The organism is Subtercola sp. RTI3, assembly GCF_035018625.1.
Lineage (GTDB): Bacteria > Actinomycetota > Actinomycetes > Actinomycetales > Microbacteriaceae > Subtercola > Subtercola vilae.
Map to the genome: position 1 here is coordinate 14,168 of NZ_JASJXO010000010.1, position 24,316 is coordinate 38,483.

Consider the following 24,316-nt stretch of genomic DNA (forward strand, 5'->3'; position numbering starts at 1 on the left):
AGCTGTCGGGGCCTCGAAGCAGTCACTGCTTCGAGGTGGGGTGGATCAGGAGCGGTGGTCTTCGAGGAGCCGGTCTGACTCGTCGTGCCAGTGCTTTGCAATGGGAGCAAGCTTGGCCTTGACCTCGCGGCCGTGGTGGGCGCAGAACAGCAGTTCGCCGCTCGCCATCTCGACACGGATGTAAGCCTGTGCGCCGCAGCTGTCGCAGCGGTCGGCACCAGTCAGTTGCCGATTCACTTCTCGATCGCCTACCACGCTGGTCTCTGTTGCGATTGATTGCATTCTTTGGCTCCTCACGAGTCGATACCTCAGACAATCTCTGTAACCAATACAAGCATGACAATGTTCCCTCCGCGTTACAAACCACTGTGTTTCACAGCGGGTTTCGCTGTGCGCGTACGCCCCGTTGACATTGGGGTGTCGGAGTCCGAGAGTGTCGGTGGTCAAAAGTAGTCTTGTGTGCGGCCCCCGACCCCCAGGAGTACTTCTATGGCATCGTCTGACTATTCCGCCAGGCACCTCTCGGTTCTCGAGGGGCTCGAGGCCGTGCGCAAGCGCCCCGGAATGTACATCGGCTCGACCGGCCCGCGCGGCCTCATGCACTGCCTCTGGGAGATCATCGACAACTCGGTCGACGAAGCGCTCGGCGGCCACGGCAACGAGATCTCCATTGTGTTGCACCCCGACAACAGCGTCGAGGTTCGTGACCGCGCCCGGGGCATTCCGGTCGACATCGAGCCGCGCACAGGCCTCAGCGGTGTCGAAGTGGTCTTCACGAAGCTGCACGCCGGTGGCAAGTTCGGTTCGGGCTCCTACGCGGCCTCGGGCGGTCTGCACGGCGTGGGCGCTTCGGTGGTCAACGCACTCAGCGAGCGCCTCGACGTCGAGGTAGACCGCGACGGCAAGACGTGGGCCATGTCGTTCCACCGCGGCGAGCCCGGCAACTTCGCCGATGCCGACCCGAAGAACCCCTCCCCCTCGGCCGCTTTCACCCCCTTCGAGAAGAAGAGCGAACTGCGGGTGGTGGGCAAGGTCGCCCGCGGGGTCACGGGCACGCGCATCCGGTACTGGGCAGACCCGCAGATCTTCACCGAGCAGACCCAGTTTCAGACCAGCGAGCTCATCGACCGTGCCCGGCAGACCGCTTTTCTCGTGTCAGGGCTCGCGCTCGACATCACCGACAACCGCGGCGAAGAGCCGCTGCACGAGGCATTCAGTTACGAGGGCGGGCTGGCTGAGTTCGTCGATTTTCTGGCACCGGATGCCCCACTCACCGACACCTGGCGCCTCGAAGGCTCTGGCACCTTCACCGAGACCGTTCCCGTGCTGAGCGATGCGGGCGCCATGGTGCCCACCGAACTCACCCGCGACTGCTCGGTCGACATCGCCCTTCGCTGGGGAACCGGCTACGAGACCGAGCTGAAGACCTTCGTCAACATCATCTCTACGCCGAAGGGCGGCACCCACCTCGCGGGCTTCGAGGCCGGGCTGCTGAAGTTCTTGCGCAAGACGGTCGAAGACAACGCTCGGCGTCTCAAGGTCGGTAACGACAAGCTCGACAAAGAAGACGTGCTCGCCGGCCTCACTGCCGTGCTCACCGTGCGCCTGCCCGAGCCGCAGTTCGAAGGCCAGACCAAAGAGATTCTCGGCACCCCGGCCGTTCGCAACATCGTCACGGCCGTCGTGACCAAGACCCTCACCGAACGCTTCTCGTCGACCAAGCGCGACGACAAGACCCAGACCGCCCTGGTGCTCGACAAGGTCGTCGCCGAGATGAAGTCACGGCTGTCTGCCCGCGCCCACAAAGAGACGCAGCGCCGCAAGAACGCGCTCGAGAGTTCATCGCTGCCCGCGAAGCTCGTCGACTGCCGTTCGAGCGACGTTGTGAGTTCAGAGCTGTTCATCGTCGAGGGCGACTCGGCGCTCGGCACCGCCAAGTTGGCGCGCAACAGTGAGTTTCAGGCGCTGCTGCCCATTCGGGGCAAGATTCTGAACGTTCAGAAGGCCTCGGTGTCCGACATGCTGTCGAACAGCGAGTGCGCGTCGATCATCCAAGTGCTCGGGGCGGGGTCGGGCCGGTCATTCGACCTCACCAGTGCGCGGTACGGCAAGATCATTCTGATGAGCGACGCCGACGTCGACGGTGCGCACATCCGCACCCTGCTGCTGACGCTGTTCTTCCGCTACATGCGGCCGATGATCGACGCGGGCCGGGTCTTCGCCGCCGTGCCGCCCCTTCACCGCGTGGTGGTCATGAACCCGGGCACGAAGCCCAACGAGACCATCTACACGTACTCCGAGAACGAGTTGAACGGTGTGCTGGCCGGCCTCAAGCGCACCAACAAGCGCTATCAAGACCCCATCCAGCGTTACAAGGGTCTCGGCGAGATGGATGCCGACCAGCTCGCGCTCACCACCATGGACAAACGGCACCGCGCCCTCCGCCGTGTTCGCGTCACCGATGCCGTGGCCGCCGAACGCACCTTCGAGCTGCTCATGGGCGACGACGTGGCCCCCCGTAAAGAGTTCATCATCGCGGGCTCGGCCGACCTCTCCCGCGATCGCATCGACACCTGATCAGGCATCGACACGTGATCAGGCTTTGGCCCCTGATCACGCTCTGGCCCATAATCAGGCTTTAGCCCCTCGATCCGAAACCGACGGGAGAGCGGGCGGCCACGCGCGGGCAGCTACTCGCTGAGGGGCGCGGCGGCGATAGTGGCGCGAGCCTCGGCAGCGCGGCGGTCGATCTCGACGAGGTCGGGGGTGGCCGGCGGCAGGGCTGTGGATGCCCGACGAGCGAGCGCCGTCTCAAGCAGCCAGTCAGCGAGGGCAGGGTTGTTCGCGAGCACCGGCCCGTGCAGGTGGGTGCCGATGAGGTTGTCGACCCAGAAACCTTCTACCCGTGCATCCGGAGCCACCAGCGTGGCACCCAACGACGAACCGTCGGAGGCCGCCGCAGCGGCCGCACTCGCGCCCGCGCCTGGGCCTGACGCCGCGAGATTGCCGCGACCGTAGACCACGTGCCCGATGGGAGCAGCGTCACCGATGTCGATGTACGAACCTCGGTTCTCGAAACCCACGAGGGTTCCGAGGCGGGATTCGACGACGAAATCGCCCACGACACGCTCGCCCGCTATGACGGTGCGAACCGGAAAGACGCCCGCTCCGGCCAGAACCGTTCCATCAGCAAGCGTCACGGTCTCGCCGAGCAGCTGAAAGCCGGCGCCCACCGCGAGGAAAGGAATGCCCTGCTGTGCCAGCAGCCGGAGCCCCGGAGCAACGTCGGCGACACCCGGATGTGCCTGCACCTCTGCCGAGACAGGCCCACTGCCGATGAACACGAGGTCGACCTGCAGTGGCACGGCCACGCCGGGCTCGAGACGGGTGATCTCGACGGCGATGCCACGCGATGAAGCCCGGCGACGCAAGATGTCGACGTTGCCGCTCTCGCCGTTCATGCCCAGGGTACGCGGGAACAGGTGCAGGATGCGCAGTGTCAGATCGCTCATCACTGGCCCCCGCCTTCGAGCTCTTTGAAACCCAGAATCTTGCGAATCGACATCATCTGCTCATAATTCAGAATCATGGTCTTTCGACCCATGGTCGGGCGAGGAAGCGCGAGGAACAGCTTCAACGCCTCGCGCACGTCGAGATCGACGGTGCCGACCGGAATGTCGGCGTACCCGAATCGCGTGGCGAACTGCCAAGCCTTCGAGCCCGTAATGACGTCGATGTGGTCAAGATTCGACAGGTCGATGTCGTAGATCCACGACGGATCGGGCGTGCCCTCATCAACCGCCATGAAGACCTGCTCGGGAGCCGACTGCAGCGAATCGAGGTTCAACTGCAGGCTCGCCGGATTCTTCATCATGATGATCTCGATCGACTCGTCGCCCACCTGCAGCAACTCGCCGCGGCCGTAGACGGTCGACAGGCCACCGAGAGCAGCGGTGACGAGCCCCGGGCGAAACGTGTCACCGAGAATAGCTTTGGCCGTGGCCGTGGCGCCCGCGGCATCCAGAGCGTAGTGCAGCCCCCGTGCAGGCAGTCGAACGGCCACATCGCGCCCGTCGATCGCAAGTACAGCCTGCAGGTCGCCCACATCGGTGACAGTGACCTCGGCCTCCCGCGCACCGGCGTCGATGTGCCCCTCGTCGAATCGTTCGGCAGAGGCCACACCGTGGGCCGCGCCAGAAATGAGCTCGGGCGAAGCGCCGAAGAAGGTGACCTCGCGCGTGCCGGGCAGCCGCTTGTCGAGGTCAACCAGGTGGTTGTCATCGCGGTTCAGAATCAGCGCGCGGGTCGACGAACCGGCGACCTGTTCGAGCATGCGAACAACGCGGTCGGGCTCGTGATAGCGGTTGAGCTGATCGATCTGAATGTTCAGCAGCAGCACCGTCGTGGGCTTCAGCATCTTCGTGATCTTGGGCCCATAGCCCTCGTCGACCTCGAGGATGGCTATGTCGGCGTCGAGCACGCCCGTCACCGACACGCTGGCCAGCACCGCCGACGCAATGCCCTGGGGCAGGTTGCCGCCCGAGGGATTGGTGAACACCTTCAGACCGTGCTCGCGGAGAATCGCCGCCAGCATGTTCGTGGTGGTGGATTTGCCGTTGGAGCCAGAGACGGCCACCACGCCCAGTGGAATGCGCGAAATGGTGTCTTCGAGAAAGGTGGGCGCTATTTTGAGCGCAATCGTGCCGGGTATCGCTGACCCGCCGCCGCGCAGACGCGCGGCGACGCGAACAGCGCGACCGACAAGAATGGCCGTCGCGGTACGGAATCCCACGTTACTCGAGGTAGTCCCGAAGAGACTGCGACCGCGAGGGGTGACGCAGTTTGGCCATGGTCTTCGATTCGATCTGGCGAATACGCTCGCGGGTGACCCCGAAGGTGTCGCCGATCTGGTCGAGGGTCTTGGGCATGCCGTCGCCCAAGCCGAAGCGCATGCGAATGACGCCGGCTTCGCGCTCGGAGAGCGAGTCGAGAAGCGACTCGAGCTGCTTCTGCAACATCGTGAAGCCCACCGCATCGGCCGGAACGACTGCTTCGGTGTCTTCGATGAGGTCACCGAACTCGCTGTCGCCGTCTTCACCCAGAGGAGTGTGCAGCGAGATGGGCTCGCGGCCGTACTTCTGCACCTCGACGACCTTTTCAGGGGTCATGTCGAGTTCGCGTGAAAGCTCTTCAGGCGTGGGCTCGCGACCGAGGTCTTGCAGCATCTGGCGCTGAACGCGGGCCAGCTTGTTGATGACCTCGACCATGTGCACCGGAATACGGATGGTACGAGCCTGGTCGGCCATGGCACGCGTGATGGCCTGACGGATCCACCACGTGGCGTAGGTCGAGAACTTGAAGCCCTTGGTGTAGTCGAACTTCTCGACGGCACGGATGAGCCCGAGGTTTCCCTCTTGGATCAGGTCGAGGAACTGCATTCCGCGGCCGGTGTAACGCTTTGCAAGCGATACCACGAGGCGAAGGTTCGCGCCCAGCAGATGACTCTTCGCTCGCTGGCCGTCTTTGGCAACCCAGAGAAGCTCACGCTTCAGCTGCGGGGTCATGCCTTCGGAGTTCGCCAGCTTGTCTTCGGCGAACAGGCCCGCCTCGATGCGCATGGCGAGCTCGACCTCTTCGGCCGCGTTCAGCAACGCGACCTTGCCGATCTGCTTCAAATAGTCTTTGACCGGGTCGGCCGTGGCGCCGGTGATGGCGCTCGAGTAGACGGGCACATCGTCGTCGTCGTCGACCAGCGAGAGCACTAGCGCGCCCGTGGGCAGGTTCTCGGCCGATGCCGGTTTGACCTTGTCGTCGTCAGTGTCGCTGTCGTCGTCGGCAGCGCCGTCGGCGGAGGCCTCAGGAACGGCGACGACCACGAGGGTTTCGGTCTCGTCGTCGTCGGTCTCTTCGATGTCGACGGCGTCTTCGTCGTCTGCGTCGATGTCGTCGTTCGCCTTGCTGGCGGTTGCCTTGCCCTTGGATGTCGCCTTGGGGCCGGTCTTGGCGGCCGTGGCCGCCTTCTTTGCGGGCGCAGCTTTGGCAGCAGGCGCCTTAGTGGCGGCCGCCTTAGTGGCGGCTGGCTTCGTTGCAGCCGACTTCGTTGCAGCTGGCGTTGTTGCAGCCGACTTCGTTGCAGCCGGCTTTGTCGCAGCCGATTTTGTGGCTGGGGTCTTTGCAGCGGCAGCTGTGGCTGCGACTGGCTTGGTTGCGGCGGGAGCCTTCGTGGTGGCCATACGATCACCTTTCACACCGGTCAAGATGACGGTTCGAAGCGGTGTGCGCCCCGCGCCAATGTCAACCAGAGTTGTTTTTTGACATTACTAAGACCCATGTCAAGTGCTGGGTGTGTGCGTGGCCGGTTTGCCGACCACCCCAATACAAGAACGGGTCTCTACCTACAATTATTGCACGGTTTGCCTGTGGCGGCCGACCGTACTGAGAGTGGTCTCAACCGCGCCTTCGCGTGATCGCACCAGAGAGTGCAACCCACAGGGGGCCCACCGATATTCCCTCGTCTTCTTCAAGTTGGCGCCTGGCTCGCTTGCGGGCACGGAGGAGGAACAGCACACCGGTGCCGATCACGATGTACTGAATGGCAAATGCAATGCGAAAAGCACCGACGTCATAGAGGTTGGCACTCCAGCCGAGGTTGTGCTGAGCATCCAGTAGCACACCGATGACGAACATCGTGACGAAACTGGCCGTGAATCCGCCCACATTCACGACGCCGTTCGCCGAACCCAGGGTGCGCGGCGGGTTGAAAGTTCGAGCGAAGTCGAAGCCGATCATCGAGCCGGGGCCGCCGATTCCGAGGGCGACCAGCAGGATGACGATCAACCAGAGGGGTGGGGAGCCCGGCCAGAGCAGTACTGCACTCCACGCCACTGCCATCATGACCACGATGCCCAGCACGAGGTTCGACCGGCGCGTGGGGAACCTCGCCGTGAGCAACCCCAGTACCGGGCCGGAGACAAGGCCCACCAGAACGATGACGACAAGCAGCGCGGAGGCGAGGCTGGGGTCGTACCCGAGAGCCGACACCATGAACGGAAACCCCCAGAACAGGCTGAACACGGTTCCCGACGATTGGGTGACGAAGTGCGACCAGAAACCCAGCTGCGTGCCGGGCCGTCGAAGAGTGGGGCCAAGCCGGGCGAACACCTCGGCAAAACTCGGCCGCGGCTCAGACGCCGTGCTCGCCGGTCGGTCGCGCAGCACGAGAAGGCCGAGAACGCACGCCAGCAGGGCCACCGATGCGGCCGAGGTGAAGGCAGCCGACCATCCGGCCTGGTGCAGAATGATGGCGAACGGTACGGCAGACAGAATCTGGCCCAGGGCACCGAGGTTGCCCATCCATTGCGACAGCTGTGGCACGATCCGGCCGCTGAACCACGAATTCACGAGCCGGATGACCGAGATGAAGATTGCCGAATCGCCGGCACCCACCAGCACTCGCCCCACGATGGCCGCGCCGATATCGGGCGAGAAGGCAAGTGTGAGCTGCCCGGCCACCATCACTGCTGTGCCCGCGACGATGAGCCATTTCGGGCCCACCCTGTCGATGAGTACGCCGTTCGGAATCTGCAGGGCCGCGTAGATGATGAGCTGAACCACGGCAAGGCTCGACAGAATCGCCGCAGAGGTGTGAAAACGGTCGGCTGCCGACACCCCCGCGACACCCAGCGAGGTGCGTTGCAGAACCGCTGAGATGTAGGCGATCGCCGCGACCGCGAATATCACCCACGATCGCTTCGAATTCACTCGACCAAGTCTAGGGCGAGCACCCGACCGGGTGACGGCCGCATGTCATTCGCTCGGGTGCACACCGCAGCGACCGGCCCGCAGGCGGCTTACAGGCCGCCGAACCCCGGGCCCGAATTGTCGCCGCGGCGCTTGATGGCCAAGAAGTTCTCGAGTTCGGCCGCAATCTCATCGGCAGACGGCAGCTCGCCGTCTTCGTCGGTGAGGGGCGAACGCACGCCGGCGTTCTGCATATAGCTGTCGTGGCGCTCTTCGAGCGTGCCGACCAGTTTCTCGAGTTCGGCGTTCGCGGCGACCTGCTGGTCGATCTTCACCAGGAACTCACGCCCCTCTTCACGCAACCGGTCGGTGGGAAAGATGAGCCCGGTGGCCGCGCTGATGCTTTCGAGCGACGCGACGGCGGCCGACGGGTACTCGGTGTCGGCGAGGTAGTGCGGAATCAGCAGTACGAAGCCGGTGACCGGATGCCCGAGCTGTTGCAACCGGTACTCAACGAGGTGCAGCGCATTCGAGGGCACCTGGGTGTGTGGCCGCCACACCGACATGGCGTCGGTGAGCTCTACCCGGTTGCCGCTCACGGTCACACCGATGGAACGGGTGTGGGGCACCGGCATGGGGATGGCGTGCACCCATGTCGTGGTCTTGACCTGGAAGCGGTCGATCAACTGAAGCACGGCAGCGGTGAACTGTTCCCAGCGAAAGTCGGGTTCGAACCCGTGCAGCAGCAGGAACTGCTGCCCCAGTTCATCGCTCACAAGGTAGAGCCTCAGCGTCTGCGGCTGGTAGTCGGTGAGGTGGTCTTGATCGAAGTAGATGATGGGGCGGCGGGCCCGGTAGTCGAGCAGGGCATCGGTGTCGAATTCGGCGACCACGCGATTGTTCAGCGTGTCGAGAAGGTAGTCGCCGAGCTGGCTGACGGCGCCCCCGGCGTCGGTGAAGCCAGTGAGCGCAGCGACGAGCGGCAGGCCCTCGGGGATCAGGTCGACCTCGTCTGCCAATTCGTAAACTTCAGTCGGATCCTTCATGCGTTCCACTCTACTTCGACCTCCGGGTTGAACCCCTGTTGGCACAACTGCCCAGAGCGAACGCAATACTTAACACCATGACCTTCCCCGATATTTCCGTCACCGCCCAGACTCCCGCCGAAACGACGGCCGACGTGCTCGTTCTCGCCGTGGCCAGGGTGGGCGACCAGCCCACACTGATCCGCCCCGCTGCGCTCGACGAAGCGGCCGCCGACACGCTCGAGGCGATGTTCGACGGTCTCGGCTTCGGCGGGAAGAAAGACGAAGTTCAGCGGGTGCCCGGCGTCACGGGTGTTTCTGCCTCTGTGATCGCTCTTGTGGGCCTCGGCTCTGGTGCCGTCACGCCTGACGTGCTTCGTTACGCCGCAGGGGCTGCCACGCGCAAAGTGCGGGGCGCGGGTTCGCTGGCCTTCGCGTTTCCCGTCGCGAGTGCGGCCGACGTCACGGCTGTGCTCGAGGGCGCGGCAATGGGTGCCTACGACTACCTCACGTATCGGGCGACGTCACTGGATGCCCGCCCTCTGCCCGCCGCGAGCATCCAGTTGCTCCTCGACCAGGCCTCCCCCGATGCCTCGTCGCCAGACACAGCGAGCGTGGAGCGTGCCGTGACGGTCGCCCGTGAGACGGCGCGAGCCGTCTCGCTCGTGCGCGACCTCGTGAACGAGTCGCCGCTCGACCTGTACCCGCAGTCGCTGGTGGAGCGGGCCGAGGCCGCCGCAGAGGGCCTTCCGGTGACGCTGACGGTCTGGGACGAGCAGCGGCTCGCGGCTGACGGTTTCGGCGGCATTCTCGGGGTGGGGCAGGGCTCGACGCGGCCCCCGCGACTCGTCAAGGTGGCCTATGAGCCCCGAGGGGCATCCCGGCACCTCGCGCTTGTCGGCAAGGGCATCACGTTCGATTCGGGCGGACTCTCACTGAAGCCGCCGGCTTCGATGATCGGTATGAAGAACGACATGACGGGGTCGGCCACGGTTCTGGCCGTCGTACTCGCCGCAGCCGCGCTCGAACTGCCGGTGCGCGTCACGGCGTGGCTCTGCATTGCGGAGAACATGCCGTCAGGGTCGGCGATCCGCCCCGGTGACGTGCTCACGATGCACGGCGGGCGCACGGTTGAGGTGCTGAACACCGATGCCGAGGGCCGACTGGTTCTCGCCGACGGTCTCGTGGCCGCGAGCGACGAACAGCCCGACGCGATCATCGACGTCGCCACGCTGACGGGTGCCGCTGTGACAGCGCTCGGAAACCGCTACGTGGGCACAATGGGCGACGATGACCTCGTTTCCCTCGTGGTGGATGCTGCCAGCTCGGTGGGCGAAACCCTCTGGCCCATGCCGCTGCCGGCAGAGCTGCGGCCGCTGCTGAACTCCGACATCGCCGATCTGCAGAACATCAAACCGGGCAATACGGCCGGCGGCATGCTGATCGCGGCGACCTTCCTGCAGGAATTCATCGGGCAGAAGGCCGACGGCTCCGGACCGATCGCGTGGGCGCACCTCGACATCGCCGGTGCTGCCGTGAATGGCGCCGATGGCTACGGCTACACGCTCAAGGGCCCGACGGGAGTCACGGTTCGTACGCTTCTCGAAGTGGCGGAGCGGCTGGGCCACGAGTCTGCGTAGTAGGCTCTAACGGGCGAAAAAATAACTCGCCATCAAGACACCTGCTGATCGGGCGGGGTCTCACAGATGTTGATGCACAAAGGAGTCTCTTAGTGTCAGACCAGAATTTTGACATCGTCGTTCTCGGCGGGGGCAGCGGCGGTTACGCGGCAGCTCTCCGGGCCAGCCAATTGGGTTTCACCGTGGCACTGGTCGAGAAAGACAAGCTCGGCGGAACGTGCCTGCACCGCGGGTGCATACCCACGAAGGCGCTGCTGCACTCGGCTGAAGTGGCCGATGTCTCACGCGAGTCGAGCAAGTACGGCGTCAAGACCACGTTCGACGGCATCGACATTCAGGCCGTGACCGCCTACCGCGAGGGAATCGTCACCAGCAAGTTCAAGGGCCTCGAGGGCCTCATCAAGGCCCGCGGCATCACCGTTGTGCGGGGTGAGGGCAAGCTCGTCGGCCCGAAGACTGTTCAGGTGGGCGACGATCGCATCACCGGCAAGAACGTCATTCTCGCCACCGGTTCGTACTCGCGTTCGCTGCCGGGCCTCGAGATCGGCGGCCGGGTCATCACGTCTGAGGCGGCTCTGGCTCTTGACTACATTCCCAAGAAGGTTGCCATCCTCGGCGGCGGCGTCATCGGCGTCGAGTTCGCGAGTGTGTGGAGGTCGTTCGGCGCCGACGTGTCGATCATCGAAGCGCTGCCCCACCTCGTTCCGAACGAGGAAGAGTCGATCTCGAAGCAGTTCGAGCGTGCCTACCGCAAGCGCGGCATCGAGTTCTCGCTCGGTATTCGCTTCAAGAGCGTGACACAAGACGACCAGGGTGTTGTCGTCACGCTCGAGAACGGCACTGTCATCGAAGCAGAGCTTCTGCTCGTCGCCGTGGGCCGCGGCCCCGCGACTGCCGGTCTCGGCTACGAAGAGGCTGGCCTCACCATCGACCGCGGGTTCGTCATCACCAACGAGCGCCTCGAGACCAATCTCCCGGGCGTGTACGCCGTGGGCGACATCGTTCCCGGCCTGCAGCTTGCCCACCGCGGCTTCCAGCAGGGCATCTTCGTGGCTGAGGAGATCGCCGGCCTCAACCCGCAGGTCGTCGAAGACGTCAACATTCCCAAGGTCACGTACTCCGACCCCGAGGTTGCCTCCGTCGGCTACACCGAGGCGAAGGCGGTCGAGAAGTTCGGCGCAGACAAGGTGTCGTCGTACGACTACAACCTCGCGGGCAATGGCAAAAGCCACATCATCGGCACCTCGGGTTCGGTGAAGGTCGTTCGGGTGAACGACGGGCCCGTCGTCGGTATCCACATGATCGGCGCTCGCGTCGGTGAGCTCATCGGCGAAGGCCAGCTCATCGTCAACTGGGAGGCCTACCCCGAAGACGTCGCATCGCTGATCCACGCGCACCCCACCCAGAACGAGGCACTGGGCGAGGCCCACCTCGCGCTGGCTGGCAAGCCGCTGCACGCGCTCTAGCCTAAAATCAATATCAACAACTGAACTGTTTCTGAAGAGGAGACACACTGATGAGCGAATCCGTCAACCTTCCAGCACTCGGCGAGAGTGTAACCGAGGGAACGGTGACCCGCTGGCTCAAGAACGTCGGGGACCGCGTCGAGGTCGACGAGCCCCTTCTCGAAGTGTCAACGGACAAGGTCGACACCGAAATCCCGTCTCCCATTTCGGGAATCATCGAGCAGATTCTCGTTCAAGAAGACGAGACCGTCGAGGTGGGCACTCCGCTCGTCACAATCGGCGACGGTTCGGGGGCTGCTGCTCCTGAAGCGGCTGCGCCGGCTGCTGAGGCCGCGCCGGCCGAAGTTGTGCCTGATGCGCCCGTTCAGGTCACGTCTGACGCCCCGGCTCCCGATGCACCGGCTGACGCTGCCGAGGTGCCGTCGACCGACGCTCCCACTGAGGCCGCTGCGCCTGCCCCCGCCGCCCCTGAGCCGGCTCCCGCGGCTGCTGTGCCGGCCCCGGCTGCTGCCGTGCCCGCTGCTGCCGCCCCCGCGCCAGCTGTCGCCGCTCCGGCTGCAGCACCGGCGGCTCCTGCTGCTGCTCCTGCTGTCGCGGCACCCGCTGCTTCGAACAGCAACGCCGGGTACGTCACTCCGCTGGTACGGAAGCTCGCACACGACAACGGCATCGACCTGACCACCGTGAGCGGTTCGGGCGTCGGCGGTCGCATTCGCAAAGAAGACGTTCTGGCGGCTGTCGAGGTCAAGGCATCTGCTTCGACCAGCTCGGCCTCGGCGGTTTCTGCAGCTCCTGCACCGCTGGCTGTCTCGCCCCTTCGTGGCACCACGGTCAAAATGTCGCGCCTCCGCAAGGTCGTCGCCGAGCGCGCCGTCATCTCGATGCAGACGAGCGCCCAGCTCACCTCTGTGGTCGAGGTCGACGTCACGAAGGTCGCGGCCTTCCGCGGAAAGGTGAAAGACACCTTCCTTGAGAAGACCGGTACCAAGCTGTCGTTCCTGCCGTTCTTCGCCATGGCAGCTGCCGAGGCGCTGAAGGCGTTCCCGATCATCAACGCCACCATCGACGGCGACTCGATCGTGTACCCCGAGCACGAGAACATCAGCATCGCGGTCGACACCGAGCGCGGCCTGCTCACTCCGGTCGTACGCAACGCCGGCGAGCTCGACCTGGCGGGCCTTGCCAAGGAAATCGCCGACCTCGCCGAGCGCACCCGCGACAACAAGCTGAAGCCCGACGAGCTCGGTGGCGGTACGTTCACGCTGACCAATACCGGTTCGCGCGGCGCGCTGTTCGACACGCCCATCGTCTTCCTGCCGCAGGTCGCCATTCTGGGCACTGGCATCGTGACCAAGAAGCCCGTCGTCGTGACGGTCGACGGGTCTGACGCCATCGCCATTCGTTCGACCGTCTACCTCGCGCTGAGCTACGACCACCGCATCGTCGACGGTGCAGACGCTGCGCGGTTCCTCGTGGCAATCAAGAACCGCCTCGAGGGTGGCGACTTCGCCGGCAACCTCGGGTACTGATTCACCGGGTTCTCTCATGAGCCCGCTTCGTGGGCGATGAAGATCTCCCGCAGACGCCAACCGGCCTCGCCCTTCAGCAGAAGGAGCGGGGCCGGTTTTCTGTCGGCCCACACCGTGACCAGGGCTGCGTCGCCGACCCGCTGCGCCGCTGCCCCGTCGCCGAGGTCGGGCAGTACTGTCGGCGACAGCGTCACGAAGGGTGTGCCCGAGCGCACAAGATCGAAAAATGCGCGCTGGTCGACGGCCAGTGCGGCAGAGCCGGGTTCGTCGACGTCATCGAAGCAGGCTGCTGACGAGCCGTCGTAACAGTGGCTGCGACGCGCGAGCAGCACACCGAGGGCTACCAACGGATCGTCTTCCCCGACGGCCGCCGCGCTCGCGCTGTCGCTGAAGCTCCCGCTGTCGGGATCGCTAGGAACCGTGGCTGACATCGTAGACGGCGCAGTTTCGCCCGGCCCAGTCGTCGCACCCGGCCCAGTCGTCGGTGCCGATGAAGGCATCGTGGTCGTTGACGGTTGCGTTGGCGGGTGTGCCGACGGTTGTGCTGATGGTTGCGCTGACGGGTGCGTGGACGGGTGTGCCGTGGCGCCCGGCGGCACGCTGAGGAGGGCCCCGGTGACGGCACCGGCCGCCACGATCGCACCGACGACGACGGTCTTGAGGTGGCGCCGATGGGTGAGCACGGTACGAATGGTCGCTCCGCGCTCGTTCACGAACGAGGGAAGGCGCGACAGTAGCCGGAGAGCGCGTACCTCGGCCCGGTTGAAGCGGCGCTCGCGTTCGACGATCACAGCAACATCGGTCTCGATGCGGGCGAGTTCTCGGCCATCTCCCCTGCCCCAGGCCGATTGCGGCTCAACGCTCATCGGCTCGACCGCCGACGTCGGCGCGAGTGCGGGTGCAGGCGCGGGTGCGGATGCAGACTCGGGTGCGGATGCAGACTCGGGTGCGGGTGCAGACTCGCGTGCGGATGCAGAGCGCATCTCTACGCGGCCAGATCTGGCGGGCTGGGCACCCGCGAGAGCGACTATGGAAGTCGGCGCCGTGGCGAATTCGGGCCCGGCGAGCGGCTCGGGTTCGGCCAGGGCGAAGAGATGGTCTTCGCAGCAACGCACCCACCGTGCACGGTCGTGCAACACCAGCTGCGGGTCGAACAGCTCGCACGCCAGAACCGCAGCCAGATCGTGTTGGAGTAGCGACGCAATCGGCATAGTGGACGCGAGGGGCGCAGTGGACGCGATGGGCGCAGCGGACGCAGTAGGCGCGATGGGTGCAGTGGGCGCAGCGGGATCAGTGCAATCAGTGGGCGCAATGGCGGCGAAGACCTCACCGATGAGCGCGGCGAAGTCGGCCAGGTCTCGAAACACCGCTGCCCCGTGCAGCTCGCCTGCCGGCGCAACGGGCGGTGGGCCAAGGCGTGCGCAACCGTCGGCGTCGAGGGTTACCGCCGTCGACGAGACACCCCCGTGAGAAAGACGGTCGGTGTGAAACTCGTCGAGTGCGTAGAGGAGCGGCACGAGGAGGGTGAGGGCCTCGCCCGGGGAAATGCTGCGCCGGCAGAGCAGCTGGGCGAGTGAGACGGGAGACGGAAGGGGCTCGGGAACGGTGCGGCGGCCGAGACGGCGAAGAACAGAGGTCATGAAGCGAGGGTGGCCCGCAGGGGTGCCGCCGGGCATCCGGGGCCCCAGATCTGTGCAGTGTTCGCCCACAGCCGACGAAGTGAGCGAGGAGATACCGGCGGACGACCGCCGGAGTCGGCGCAACTCGGTACCATGGAGTCATGGCACGCAACAAAGAAAAAGCACCGAAGAAGCCGAAAGAAGACGGCCGCATCAAACAGATGTGGCAGGTCTTTCAGATGACCCGTCGGTACGACAAGAACATCGTGCCCTTTTTGTTGCTGAGCCTGCTCGGTCCGGTGGCCGTCGGCCTCATCTTGGCGCTCATCTTCGGCGAGGGCAACGGCTTCGTCATTGCGATGTGGATCGTCGCCGGTCTGCTCGCCGGCTTCCTGGTGGCGCTCATCGTTCTCGGTCGCCGTGCCGAAGCGGCCGCGTACGGCCAGATCGAAGGCCAGCCCGGCGCGGTCGGTGCGGTGCTCCGCAGTTCACTGAAGCGCAGCTGGCGCGGCAGCGAGATGCCCGTGGCGGTCAACGGCAAGTCGCAAGACGCGGTCTACCGCGCGGTGGGCCGGGGCGGCGTGGTGCTGATCGGTGAGGGCCCGAAGTCACGAACCACTCGCATGCTTGAAGACGAGCGTCGCAAAGTTCTGCGTGTTCTGCCGAACGTTCCGGTGACCTTTCTCTACGTCGGCCCCGACCCCGATTCGCTCTCGCTCGCCAAGGTGCCGGCGAAGCTGAATCGTTTGAAGCCCAGCCTGACGAAGCCGGAGGTTCTGGCCGTGAGCAACCGCCTCACCTCCCTCGGCGCAGGAAACCTGCCGATTCCGAAGGGTGTCGACCCGATGAAAGCGCGCCCGCAGCGCGGTCGCTGAGCGGGCTTTCGCACACACCACCACCCCCGAAAGCGGGGTGCGTCAGTCGTTTTGCGCACGAGACCGTCACGAGCCCGAAACATTCCCGCCACAGCGTGTTCGTAGATTTGCCCCAGAGGTTACGCAAACAGTTGCGAGCCAGTATGCCGGGTCAAAGGGGCACTAATGAGTGGAAATACCGTACGCCTGAACGCGATCAAAGATGTCGAGGCGTACGTGCCTCCGTCGGCCAGCTTCACCGACTCTGAAGCGCCCGGCGAGATCTTCGGAGAGAACGTCTTCAGCCAGGTCGTCATGCAGAAGCGTCTGCCGAAGTCGGTGTACAAATCGGTGATGGCCACGATCGAACACGGTGCGATGCTCGACCCCCTCGTCGCCGACGCGATCGCCAGCGCAATGAAAGACTGGGCCCTCGAGAAGGGTGCCACCCACTACGCCCACGTGTTCTATCCACTGACCGGCCTCACGGCCGAGAAGCACGACAGCTTCTTCGAGCCGATGGGTGACGGCACGGCCCTGGCCGAGTTCGCCGGCAAAACACTGACGCAGGGCGAGCCCGACGCATCGAGTTTTCCGAACGGTGGCCTCCGCAACACGTTCGAGGCCCGCGGCTACACCGGCTGGGATGTCACGAGCCCCGCCTATGTGCTCGAGAACCCGAACGGCAACACCCTGTGCATCCCGACCGTCTTCGTGTCGATGACCGGTGAAGCACTCGACCACAAGACACCCCTGCTGCGCTCACAGCAGGCTATGGGCACTCACGCCGAGCGCATTCTGCGCCTCTTCGGTCACGAGAACCCCGACCATGTGGTGGCCTACTGCGGCCCCGAGCAGGAGTATTTCCTTGTCGACCGTCACTTCTTTCTCGCTCGCCCCGACCTGCTGAACGCAGGTCGCACCCTGTTCGGAGCGAAGCCGCCCAAAGGCCAGGAGTTCGACGACCACTACTTCGGCGTGATTCCCGAGCGCGTGCTCGGTTTCATGATGGACACCGAGCGCGAACTGTTCAAGCTCGGAATCCCTGCCAAGACCCGCCACAACGAAGTAGCCCCCGGCCAGTTCGAGATTGCGCCGATGTTCGAGCGCGGAAACCTCGCGGCCGACCACCAACAGCTTCTGATGTCGACGTTCAAGACGATCGCCAAGAAGCACGGCATGGAGTGTCTCTTTCACGAGAAGCCCTTCCAGGGCGTCAATGGCTCGGGCAAGCACGTCAACTTCTCGCTCGGCAACGCGCAGGTGGGCAGCGTCTTCGTTCCCGGCGACACCCCGCACGAGAACGCCCAGTTCCTGGTGTTCTGCGCCGCCGTCATCCGCGGCGTGCACAAGTACGCGGGCCTCCTTCGCGCATCCGTCGCATCGGCCACGAACGACCACCGGCTCGGTGCCAACGAGGCTCCCCCGGCCATCATCTCGATTTTTCTCGGCGACCAGCTCGCCGACGTGTTCGAGCAGATCGCAAAAGGCCCGGCGACCTCGTCGAAGGGCAAAGGCACGATGGTCATCGGCGTCGACACACTGCCGGTGCTGCCCACTGACCCGGGCGATCGCAACCGCACCAGCCCGTTCGCATTCACGGGCAACCGCTTCGAGTTCCGCGCTCCGGGATCGATGCAGACCGTCGCCGGCCCGATGACCACGATCAGCACGATCATGGCCGAGTCGCTCGACTACATCGCCACCGCGCTCGAGACGGCCGTCGCCGACGGAACCGACTTCGATGAGGCCGTTCAGGCTCTGCTGACCGAGATCATCAACGAGCACGGCGCAGTGGTGTTCAACGGCGATGGGTACGCCGACGCGTGGCCCATCGAAGCCGAGAAGCGTGGTCTCGCCAATCTGAAGACGACTCTGGATGCCCTGCCCGAGCTCATCACCGAACCCGCGATGGAACTCTTCGAGAACTACAAGGTGTTCAACCACCGCGAGATGCACAGCCGATATGAGATCGGCCTCGAACAGTACGCGCTGACCATCGGCGTCGAGGCACGCCTTACTCTCGAAATCGGTTCGACGGTCATCCTGCCTGCCGCTGTTCGGCATCAGACCGAGATCGCGCTGAACATCGGTGCGCTGAAAGCCGCGGGCGTGGAGGCCGAGACGGCTCCCCTCAACGAGGTCTCTGTGCCCATCAACGCTCTGCGCAGTGCCCTGGCGACGCTGAAGGATGCCCTGGCCACCGACACCGGCCACGAAGCTCTCGGCGAGGCCGAGCACGCCCGCGACGCCTTGCTGCCCGCCATGGCGGCGGTTCGCCTCGCGGCCGACGCACTCGAAGAGATCGTGGCAGACGACCTGTGGCCGCTGCCGACGTACCAGGAGATGCTCTTCATCCTGTAGAACTCACACATCACACAGAAAGGGCCGCCCGGGCATCCTCCCGGCCGGCCCTTTCTCCGTTTCAGCGACGAACGAGTACCGTTCCGGCGAAGACGTCGTGCAGCCCGCGCTGGTCTGAATCCCAGATGAGCGCGGGAATCGTGAGGATCAGAAATGCGGTGCGAATGATCGGCCGCCACCACCCCGCGTACATTCCGTTCACTTTCACTACGCGCAGGCCCGTCACGAGGTGACCGAAGCCGCCACCGGTGAGAGCGATCAGCACGATCTGCTCGACCGCGAAGATGATGGTGGACGCCCAGGCGTTTCCGAAGAAGAATGCGGCATACACAACGAAGCAGACCGCCCAATCGATGAGCAGCGCACCGATGCGCCGCCCCGGTCGCGCCACGGAGCCCCGACCCTCTTGGGGAAAACCCAGCCTCTCACCCGGCCATTTGCTCGGTGCAGCACCAGACCAGCGTGAAGGAGACTGTGGGTTTGACACCGCGTCAGTCTAAGCGACGCTGCTTCGTGCCGGCTTCGCGCTGGCTTCGTGCCGGCTCGGTCTGCTAGTCGGGCACCTGCGATGTAACTGCACGTAACATGCTCGAAACAACGGCGACACGACCGAGTAATGGCATACCGATACCCTGACGGGTAGTTGCGATTGCGACCGAACAGTTTTCAGCCATTCAGTACCAACCATTTGGAGTCTCTCAAATGTTCAGTGATTCTTCCGAGGTGCTCAAGTTCATCAAGGACACCGACGTCAAGTTCCTTGATATCCGCTTCACCGACCTCCCCGGTGTGCAGCAGCACTTCAACATTCCCGCCTCGACCGTCGACGAAGAGTTCTTCTCCGTCGGCCAGATGTTCGACGGTTCCTCCATTCGCGGCTTCGCCTCGATTCATGAATCCGACATGCAGCTGATTCCCGATGTGTCGACCGCGTACATCGACCCGTTCCGTATCGAGCGCACGCTCATCATCATCTTCGACATCTACAACCCGCGCAACGGCGAGATCTATCACCGCGACCCGCGCCAGGTTGCCAAGAAGGCCGAGAAGTACCTCGCCTCGACCGGCATCGCCGACACCGCGTTCTTCGCCCCCGAAGCCGAGTTCTACATCTTCGACGACGTGCGCTACGAAGTGAAGCAGAACAGCAGCTTCTACTCGGTCGACTCCAGCGAAGGCGCCTGGAACTCGGGCCGCGAAGAGCCCGGCGGCAACCTCGCCAACAAGACGCCCTTCAAGGGCGGCTACTTCCCCGTCTCCCCCGTCGACCAGCACGCCGACCTTCGCGACGACATCTCGCTGAAGCTCATCGACGCCGGCCTGATCCTCGAGCGCGCCCACCACGAAGTCGGCACCGCCGGCCAGGGTGAGATCAACTACCGCTTCGACACCATGGTGCACGCGGCAGACGACATCCTCAAATTCAAGTACATCGTGAAGAACACGGCTACGCAGTGGGGCAAGACCGCCACATTCATGCCGAAGCCGCTCTTCGGCGACAACGGGTCGGGCATGCACACCCACCAGTCTCTGTGGAACAACGGCGTGCCGCTGTTCTACGACGAGGCCGGCTACGGCGGTCTCTCCGACCTCGCCCGCTGGTACATCGGTGGCCTCTTGAAGCACGCCCCCGCGGTTCTCGCGTTCACGAACCCGACCGTCAACTCGTACCACCGCCTGGTTCCGGGCTTCGAAGCTCCCGTGAACCTGGTCTACTCGGCCGGTAACCGTTCGGCGTCGATCCGTATCCCCATCACGGGAACGAACCCGAAAGCCAAGCGCATCGAGTTCCGGGCTCCGGATGCCTCGGGTAACCCGTACCTCGCATTCGCGGCGCAGCTCATGGCCGGCCTCGACGGCATCCAGAACCGCATCGAGCCGCACGAGCCGGTCGACAAAGACCTGTACGAGCTGCCGCCCGAAGAAGCGAAGAACATCCCCCAGGTTCCCGCTTCGCTCGGCGAAGCACTGCTGGCCCTCGAAGCCGACAACGAGTTCCTGACCAAGGGAGGCGTCTTCACGCCCGACCTGATCGAAACGTGGATCGAGTACAAGCGCGAGAACGAGATCAAGCCGATCGCCCAGCGCCCGCACCCGTTCGAGTTCGAGCTCTACTACGGGGTCTAGCATTCATCCCGCTTGAACACTGGGTTGTCGCCTGAATAACCAGGCTTCCGTCCGCTCCGAGTCCGCAAGAACTGCGAGATCTGCACACAGTGCAGCTTCCGCATCTCTTGCGGACTCGTCTGTTTTCGGCTGTATGCGCCCGTACGAGTGCAGCGCAACGAGGGTGAGGATGAAATGAACCGTCATTATGATAGTTATTATCTTTTATCCTCTGAGCGAGCGTCGAAGATGGTCGGGGTCACTCAGACGGCTGTCTTTTGCCAGAAACATTCGAGGATCGAACAGCATCGAGGGGTTCGATGCCACCCTGGATGACGCCGCAGCCGTAGCTCTTGGCGAAGCACCTCTCGACGCACCGACAGAGACGCGGTTAGCCCTCGAGGGCTAGGCTCTGGCGGAGGAGCTCCAGCTTTTCCTGAATGGGAATGACTCAAACCCGCCCATTATTCGAGCGGCGATGGCGCATCTCAGAGTCTGGTTCTCGCAGCGGAAGGAGTGTTGTCGCCGGTCTTCATGAGTGTTGAAGAGTATCTGGGGAAAAACACTCAGGCATACTATGCGGTACTTTCTGAGGTAGACGAGTCAGCGAAAGCGAGTGACTCTGGGTCGGCCTGGAATCGATTCGCAGACGTCAGAACCTGCCCGAGCGCACGATATCTGCGCTGTTCGATGCGGCCTACGGCTACCGCGTTCGCAATGCCACCTACCGCGCCGTTGCCGCGCAAGACGAGGAGATCAGCGAGCAGACCGCGAGCAGAGACCTCAAGACTCTGGTCGAAGCGCGGCTTCTGGAGTCGCGTGGCGAAAGACGCGGCCGATTCTACGTCGCCGGCGCTGAGCTTTCGCAAAATGCGGCAGACCATCTTCCAAGCCAGAAAGTTACGCGACGATCGAGATCCCTTTCGGCTACCGCGCAAGATCGCATCGCCACAACCATTGGCCTGATCCGCCCATTCATATCCGCAAAAACCTTCATCAGGTTCACAGCGTCCCTCACGCGCCGACCGCGCCGATACACGGCAAAATCAGAGGGTATGACGGCACGATTGTATGCGCCGCCCAGCTCGAACAACCACTTCGTACACCGATCCATTCATCTCTGCCGCCCGAGAGGATGCCCGCCATCACCGCTTCACGCCGACACCGCTCGCGGTGGCAGCGGTTCGCGCTTGTTCCGGGCGCGGCCGGGCTGCTCGGAGCGGCATTAGTCGGAGCAGCATTGGTGGGAGGGGCCGGCAGCGCTACCGCAGCCGAGGCCGAACCGAACACGCTGATCTGCACACCAGCATCCGGTGACAGCAGCTACACCCTGCCGGTGGCGCCCGCGCAACAGGTGGTCGGCGAGAGCCAGGTGGGCACCACGTGGTCGGGCCACTTCGTGCAGCAGGCACTGGTCACCGACGGAGACGACCAGTACGTGGGGTTCTACGACGCGAACCGTCGGCTCACAGTGGCGCACCGCACTCTCGGCTCGAGCTCGACCAGCTGGCAGACCTACGCGCTACCGGGCGACCAGGCGGTGACCGGGTGGGATTCGCACGACTACATCGCCCTCGGCGTCGACTCCGTCGGCCAGCTGCACGTCGCCGGCAACATGCACGACTCCCCTCTGGCCTACTGGGTGACTACGAAAGCGCGCGATGTGAGCTCGCTTACGAATGTGCCGATGCTCACCGACAAGGCCGTGGAGACACACGTGACCTACCCGCAGTTTCTGCACGGAGCGAACGGCGACCTCGTGTTCAGCTACCGGCAGGGCGGCAGTGGCGACGGCGACAGCTACCTCGACGACTACGATGCCGGCACGAAGACCTGGTCTCCCCTGCTCAGCACGGCTCTGTTCAGCGGCGCGTCGGGCGCGGTCAGCCGCAGCGCCTACTTCACCGTCAGCTCGCACGCCGACGCGGCCGGCTACTACGAGATGACCTGGGTGTGGCGGAGCACTGCCGATGTGGCGACGAACAGCCGCCTGTCGTACATGCGGAGCCGCGACCTCGTGCACTGGCAGACGGTCGCCGGCGCGCCCGTGAACCTGCCGGTCACCTACGACACACCCGGCGTCGTGGTCGACGACCTGCCAGAGAACAGCGGCGTCTTCAACAACCAGGAGCGAGTCGGCGTCGATGCGAACGGCTCGCCGACCGTGAGCTACTCGAAGTACGACAGTGCGGGGTCGAACCAGCTGTTCGTCGCCCATCTCAACGGCTCGAATCAGTGGATTTCGACGCAGATCACCCACTGGGTGGGCGCCTGGCGCGTGGCCGGCGTCAGCACCCTTTCTGCGCAGGTCGGTGTTGGCGGCACCGCGAGGCTGCCCGACGGCAATCTTCGCCTGAACTTCAGCTGCGCCGGCAGCACGCCCGCCAGCGCAGTGATCGTTCTGAACAGCACCACATTCGAGCCGGTGGCCCAGGTGCCGAACACCCCCACGCCCATCCCCGCGCAGGTCACTGCCGCAACGAAGACAGACCCCTCAACGAGCGTGCGCTTGGTCTACGCGCCGACGACCGGCGCCGACTACGTTCTGAAGTGGCAGTCGCAGTACCTCAACCAAGACATGCCGTTTCTGCAGACTCCCTCGCCGCAGCCTTTGGTGGTCTACACGCTGGCCTCGCCCCCGGCCGCGACGCCGAGCCCTACTCTGCCTCCATCACCCCGTACGCCCGAGGCCTCGGCACCGGATGCCGCACTCACCCTCATCGCCAGTATCGGCCTCCTCGTGGTACTCGCCGTCGGCCTCGCGGTGGGCCTCTGGATTCTGCTCCGCCGCCGCCGCCGCGATCCGCCTACTGCTGGTTCTGCGTGAGCGTGACCCCGTACGAGGCCTCGGCGGTGTTGAAGAACGTGTCGCGGTCGCGCACGATCGCCTGCGGCGGCAACTGTTCTGACCTCGTTGTTGCCGCGCTCGTGCGCTTCACGGCCGTGCCGATGGCCAGAAACTCGATGAGCCCGCCGCCGAGGTCGTAGACGTAGGTCTTGATGCCGATGACATCGTCGGCAGCGATGGCCGTGGCCTGCTGCCGCACCTTGCCGAGCGACTCTTCGCGGGCGCCGTAGATGAGCTGCGTGAGTTCGTTGATCTCGCCTTTCACGAAGTTCTTGAACGCCGACGTGATGTTGCCCACGAGCCCGAGCGAGTACACCGAGGTGCCCATCACGAGCTTCATCGGCGCGTAGCCGATGCGCGCAAGGCTCCACATCTCTTCGGCGGTGAGATCGCTCGTCACCACACCCATCGCCGCCAGGGCCGGGTCACTGATCTCGTGCCGAGATGCCGTACCGACCATCAGCATCTCTTGAACGGCGCTGCCGCCGAAGGGCAGGATGTTCGTGGTGATGCCCACCACCGCATTGGCCCCGACCGACTGCGCCTCTCCGACGATGCGCTGAAGGGCCAGGTTTCTCGTCTGCGCGAACAGATCGCTGTACTCGCGCACCTCGCCTCGCGCCATTTGGCGAAACGCCCCGGTGATGCCCCGGCCCACACCAATGGAGTAGGCGACATTGCCCATCACGAACGAGACCGGCTGGTACCCCGCGTCGACCTGGCAGTACAACTCTTGCCCGTCGCTCGACGATGTGAACGCCGTGGCCGGCACCCCCACCTTCTGGTGCACGGTCGACGCCACCGACAGAAACTCGATGTTCTGAGCGTGAAAGATGAGCTCTGTCGTGACGCTCGTCGCCCCATGGCCCTGGTTCTGCTGCATCTCGCCGATGAGCCGCTGCATCGAGAGATGACGCCCCTGCGTGATCATCTCGGTGACCGCCGTGAGCTCACCGCCGACCATTCCCCTGAAGCCGGCGCTCAGCGACCCGAGAAACCCGCGCGAGAACACGCTGTTGCCCACCAGCAGGTTGCCGGGGTGGTAGCCGAGCAGGTCGATGCAGTACATCTCGTTGCCGCTCAGCCCGCTGAGCACAGACTGCCTGCGCTGATCCGTCATTGCAC

At 64.5% G+C, this 24,316-nt stretch carries 17 protein-coding genes; 8 read left to right on the plus strand and 9 right to left on the minus strand.

What is annotated here, in order from left to right; all coding sequences use genetic code 11:
* Positions 1-45: 45 nt before the first annotated feature.
* Positions 46-282: a hypothetical protein gene (locus QN358_RS05980; protein WP_136640843.1), complete on the minus strand. Its 237-nt coding sequence runs from the start codon at positions 280-282 to the stop codon at positions 46-48.
* A 207-nt stretch (positions 283-489) separates the two neighbouring features.
* Between QN358_RS05980 and QN358_RS05985 the strand changes: the two genes are divergently transcribed.
* Positions 490-2,577, plus strand: a complete 2,088-nt coding sequence (locus QN358_RS05985; RefSeq protein WP_323511848.1) for a DNA topoisomerase IV subunit B — start codon at positions 490-492, stop codon at positions 2,575-2,577.
* Between the two features lie 113 nt (positions 2,578-2,690).
* Here QN358_RS05985 and QN358_RS05990 read toward each other — a convergent pair whose 3' ends face one another.
* The 5 genes from QN358_RS05990 to QN358_RS06010 all read right to left on the minus strand — a co-directional run bounded on the left by QN358_RS05990 (position 2,691) and on the right by QN358_RS06010 (position 8,786).
* Positions 2,691-3,512 carry a glutamine amidotransferase gene (locus QN358_RS05990; RefSeq protein ID WP_323511849.1) on the minus strand — a complete coding sequence of 274 codons (822 nt, stop codon included), beginning with the start codon at positions 3,510-3,512 and terminating at the stop codon, positions 2,691-2,693.
* Entirely contained in the window at positions 3,512-4,792 is a 1,281-nt protein-coding gene (locus tag QN358_RS05995) for a MurT ligase domain-containing protein (protein ID WP_323511850.1), read from the minus strand. Before QN358_RS05995 ends, QN358_RS05990 begins: the two co-directional genes overlap by 1 nt.
* A gap of 1 nt (position 4,793) precedes the next feature.
* The gene (locus tag QN358_RS06000; RefSeq protein WP_323511851.1) at positions 4,794-6,233 is read right to left on the minus strand and encodes an RNA polymerase sigma factor; all 1,440 of its coding nucleotides are present in this window, start codon (positions 6,231-6,233) and stop codon (positions 4,794-4,796) included.
* Between the two features lie 214 nt (positions 6,234-6,447).
* Positions 6,448-7,761, minus strand: a complete 1,314-nt coding sequence (locus tag QN358_RS06005) for an MFS transporter (protein WP_323511852.1) — start codon at positions 7,759-7,761, stop codon at positions 6,448-6,450.
* Positions 7,762-7,850: 89 nt separating this feature from the next.
* Positions 7,851-8,786 (minus strand): proteasome assembly chaperone family protein, encoded by a 936-nt coding sequence (locus QN358_RS06010; RefSeq protein WP_136640849.1) that lies wholly within the window; start codon positions 8,784-8,786, stop codon positions 7,851-7,853.
* Positions 8,787-8,863: 77 nt separating this feature from the next.
* Between QN358_RS06010 and QN358_RS06015 the strand changes: the two genes are divergently transcribed.
* The 3 genes from QN358_RS06015 (at position 8,864) to sucB (ending at position 13,400) form a co-directional block, all read left to right on the plus strand.
* The gene (locus QN358_RS06015) at positions 8,864-10,405 is read left to right on the plus strand and encodes a leucyl aminopeptidase (protein WP_323511853.1); all 1,542 of its coding nucleotides are present in this window, start codon (positions 8,864-8,866) and stop codon (positions 10,403-10,405) included.
* Between the two features lie 92 nt (positions 10,406-10,497).
* Positions 10,498-11,871, plus strand: coding sequence for a dihydrolipoyl dehydrogenase (gene lpdA, locus QN358_RS06020; protein WP_136640851.1), 1,374 nt, complete (start codon positions 10,498-10,500; stop codon positions 11,869-11,871).
* A 50-nt stretch (positions 11,872-11,921) separates the two neighbouring features.
* Positions 11,922-13,400 (plus strand): 2-oxoglutarate dehydrogenase, E2 component, dihydrolipoamide succinyltransferase, encoded by a 1,479-nt coding sequence (gene sucB, locus QN358_RS06025; protein WP_323511854.1) that lies wholly within the window; start codon positions 11,922-11,924, stop codon positions 13,398-13,400.
* A 14-nt stretch (positions 13,401-13,414) separates the two neighbouring features.
* Here the strand turns inward: sucB and QN358_RS06030 are convergent, their stop codons facing one another.
* On the minus strand, positions 13,415-15,040 hold the full coding sequence (locus QN358_RS06030; RefSeq protein ID WP_136640853.1) for a hypothetical protein: 1,626 nt from the start codon (positions 15,038-15,040) through the stop codon (positions 13,415-13,417).
* Positions 15,041-15,180: 140 nt separating this feature from the next.
* Here QN358_RS06030 and QN358_RS06035 point away from each other — a divergent pair, with 140 nt between their 5' ends.
* Positions 15,181-15,894: a DUF4191 domain-containing protein gene (locus QN358_RS06035; RefSeq protein WP_136640854.1), complete on the plus strand. Its 714-nt coding sequence runs from the start codon at positions 15,181-15,183 to the stop codon at positions 15,892-15,894.
* A gap of 165 nt (positions 15,895-16,059) precedes the next feature.
* Positions 16,060-18,237 (plus strand): glutamine synthetase III, encoded by a 2,178-nt coding sequence (locus QN358_RS06040; protein ID WP_136640855.1) that lies wholly within the window; start codon positions 16,060-16,062, stop codon positions 18,235-18,237.
* 61 nt (positions 18,238-18,298) lie between these two features.
* Here QN358_RS06040 and QN358_RS06045 read toward each other — a convergent pair whose 3' ends face one another.
* Entirely contained in the window at positions 18,299-18,724 is a 426-nt protein-coding gene (locus QN358_RS06045; protein WP_136640856.1) for an RDD family protein, read from the minus strand.
* Between the two features lie 215 nt (positions 18,725-18,939).
* Here QN358_RS06045 and glnA point away from each other — a divergent pair, with 215 nt between their 5' ends.
* Positions 18,940-20,364, plus strand: coding sequence for a type I glutamate--ammonia ligase (gene glnA, locus QN358_RS06050; protein WP_136640857.1), 1,425 nt, complete (start codon positions 18,940-18,942; stop codon positions 20,362-20,364).
* Positions 20,365-21,478: 1,114 nt separating this feature from the next.
* Positions 21,479-23,170: a BNR repeat-containing protein gene (locus tag QN358_RS06055; RefSeq protein WP_323511855.1), complete on the plus strand. Its 1,692-nt coding sequence runs from the start codon at positions 21,479-21,481 to the stop codon at positions 23,168-23,170.
* On the opposite strand, the gene QN358_RS06060 is transcribed toward QN358_RS06055, so the two are convergent.
* The gene (locus QN358_RS06060; protein WP_136640859.1) at positions 23,151-24,311 is read right to left on the minus strand and encodes a heavy metal-binding domain-containing protein; all 1,161 of its coding nucleotides are present in this window, start codon (positions 24,309-24,311) and stop codon (positions 23,151-23,153) included. The two genes, QN358_RS06055 and QN358_RS06060, sit on opposite strands and share 20 nt — an antisense overlap.
* Between the last annotated feature and the right edge of the window lie 5 nt (positions 24,312-24,316).

Coding starts and splice junctions, on each gene's coding strand:
- QN358_RS05980 (WP_136640843.1), bottom strand. CDS start 282: ATGCAATCAATCGCAACAGAGACCAGCGTGGTAGGCGATCGAGAAGTG.
- QN358_RS05985 (WP_323511848.1), top strand. CDS start 490: ATGGCATCGTCTGACTATTCCGCCAGGCACCTCTCGGTTCTCGAGGGG.
- QN358_RS05990 (WP_323511849.1), bottom strand. CDS start 3,512: ATGAGCGATCTGACACTGCGCATCCTGCACCTGTTCCCGCGTACCCTG.
- QN358_RS06000 (WP_323511851.1), bottom strand. CDS start 6,233: ATGGCCACCACGAAGGCTCCCGCCGCAACCAAGCCAGTCGCAGCCACA.
- QN358_RS06010 (WP_136640849.1), bottom strand. CDS start 8,786: ATGAAGGATCCGACTGAAGTTTACGAATTGGCAGACGAGGTCGACCTG.
- QN358_RS06015 (WP_323511853.1), top strand. CDS start 8,864: ATGACCTTCCCCGATATTTCCGTCACCGCCCAGACTCCCGCCGAAACG.
- sucB (WP_323511854.1), top strand. CDS start 11,922: ATGAGCGAATCCGTCAACCTTCCAGCACTCGGCGAGAGTGTAACCGAG.
- QN358_RS06030 (WP_136640853.1), bottom strand. CDS start 15,040: ATGACCTCTGTTCTTCGCCGTCTCGGCCGCCGCACCGTTCCCGAGCCC.
- QN358_RS06035 (WP_136640854.1), top strand. CDS start 15,181: ATGGCACGCAACAAAGAAAAAGCACCGAAGAAGCCGAAAGAAGACGGC.
- QN358_RS06040 (WP_136640855.1), top strand. CDS start 16,060: ATGAGTGGAAATACCGTACGCCTGAACGCGATCAAAGATGTCGAGGCG.
- glnA (WP_136640857.1), top strand. CDS start 18,940: ATGTTCAGTGATTCTTCCGAGGTGCTCAAGTTCATCAAGGACACCGAC.
- QN358_RS06055 (WP_323511855.1), top strand. CDS start 21,479: ATGCCCGCCATCACCGCTTCACGCCGACACCGCTCGCGGTGGCAGCGG.
- QN358_RS06060 (WP_136640859.1), bottom strand. CDS start 24,311: ATGACGGATCAGCGCAGGCAGTCTGTGCTCAGCGGGCTGAGCGGCAAC.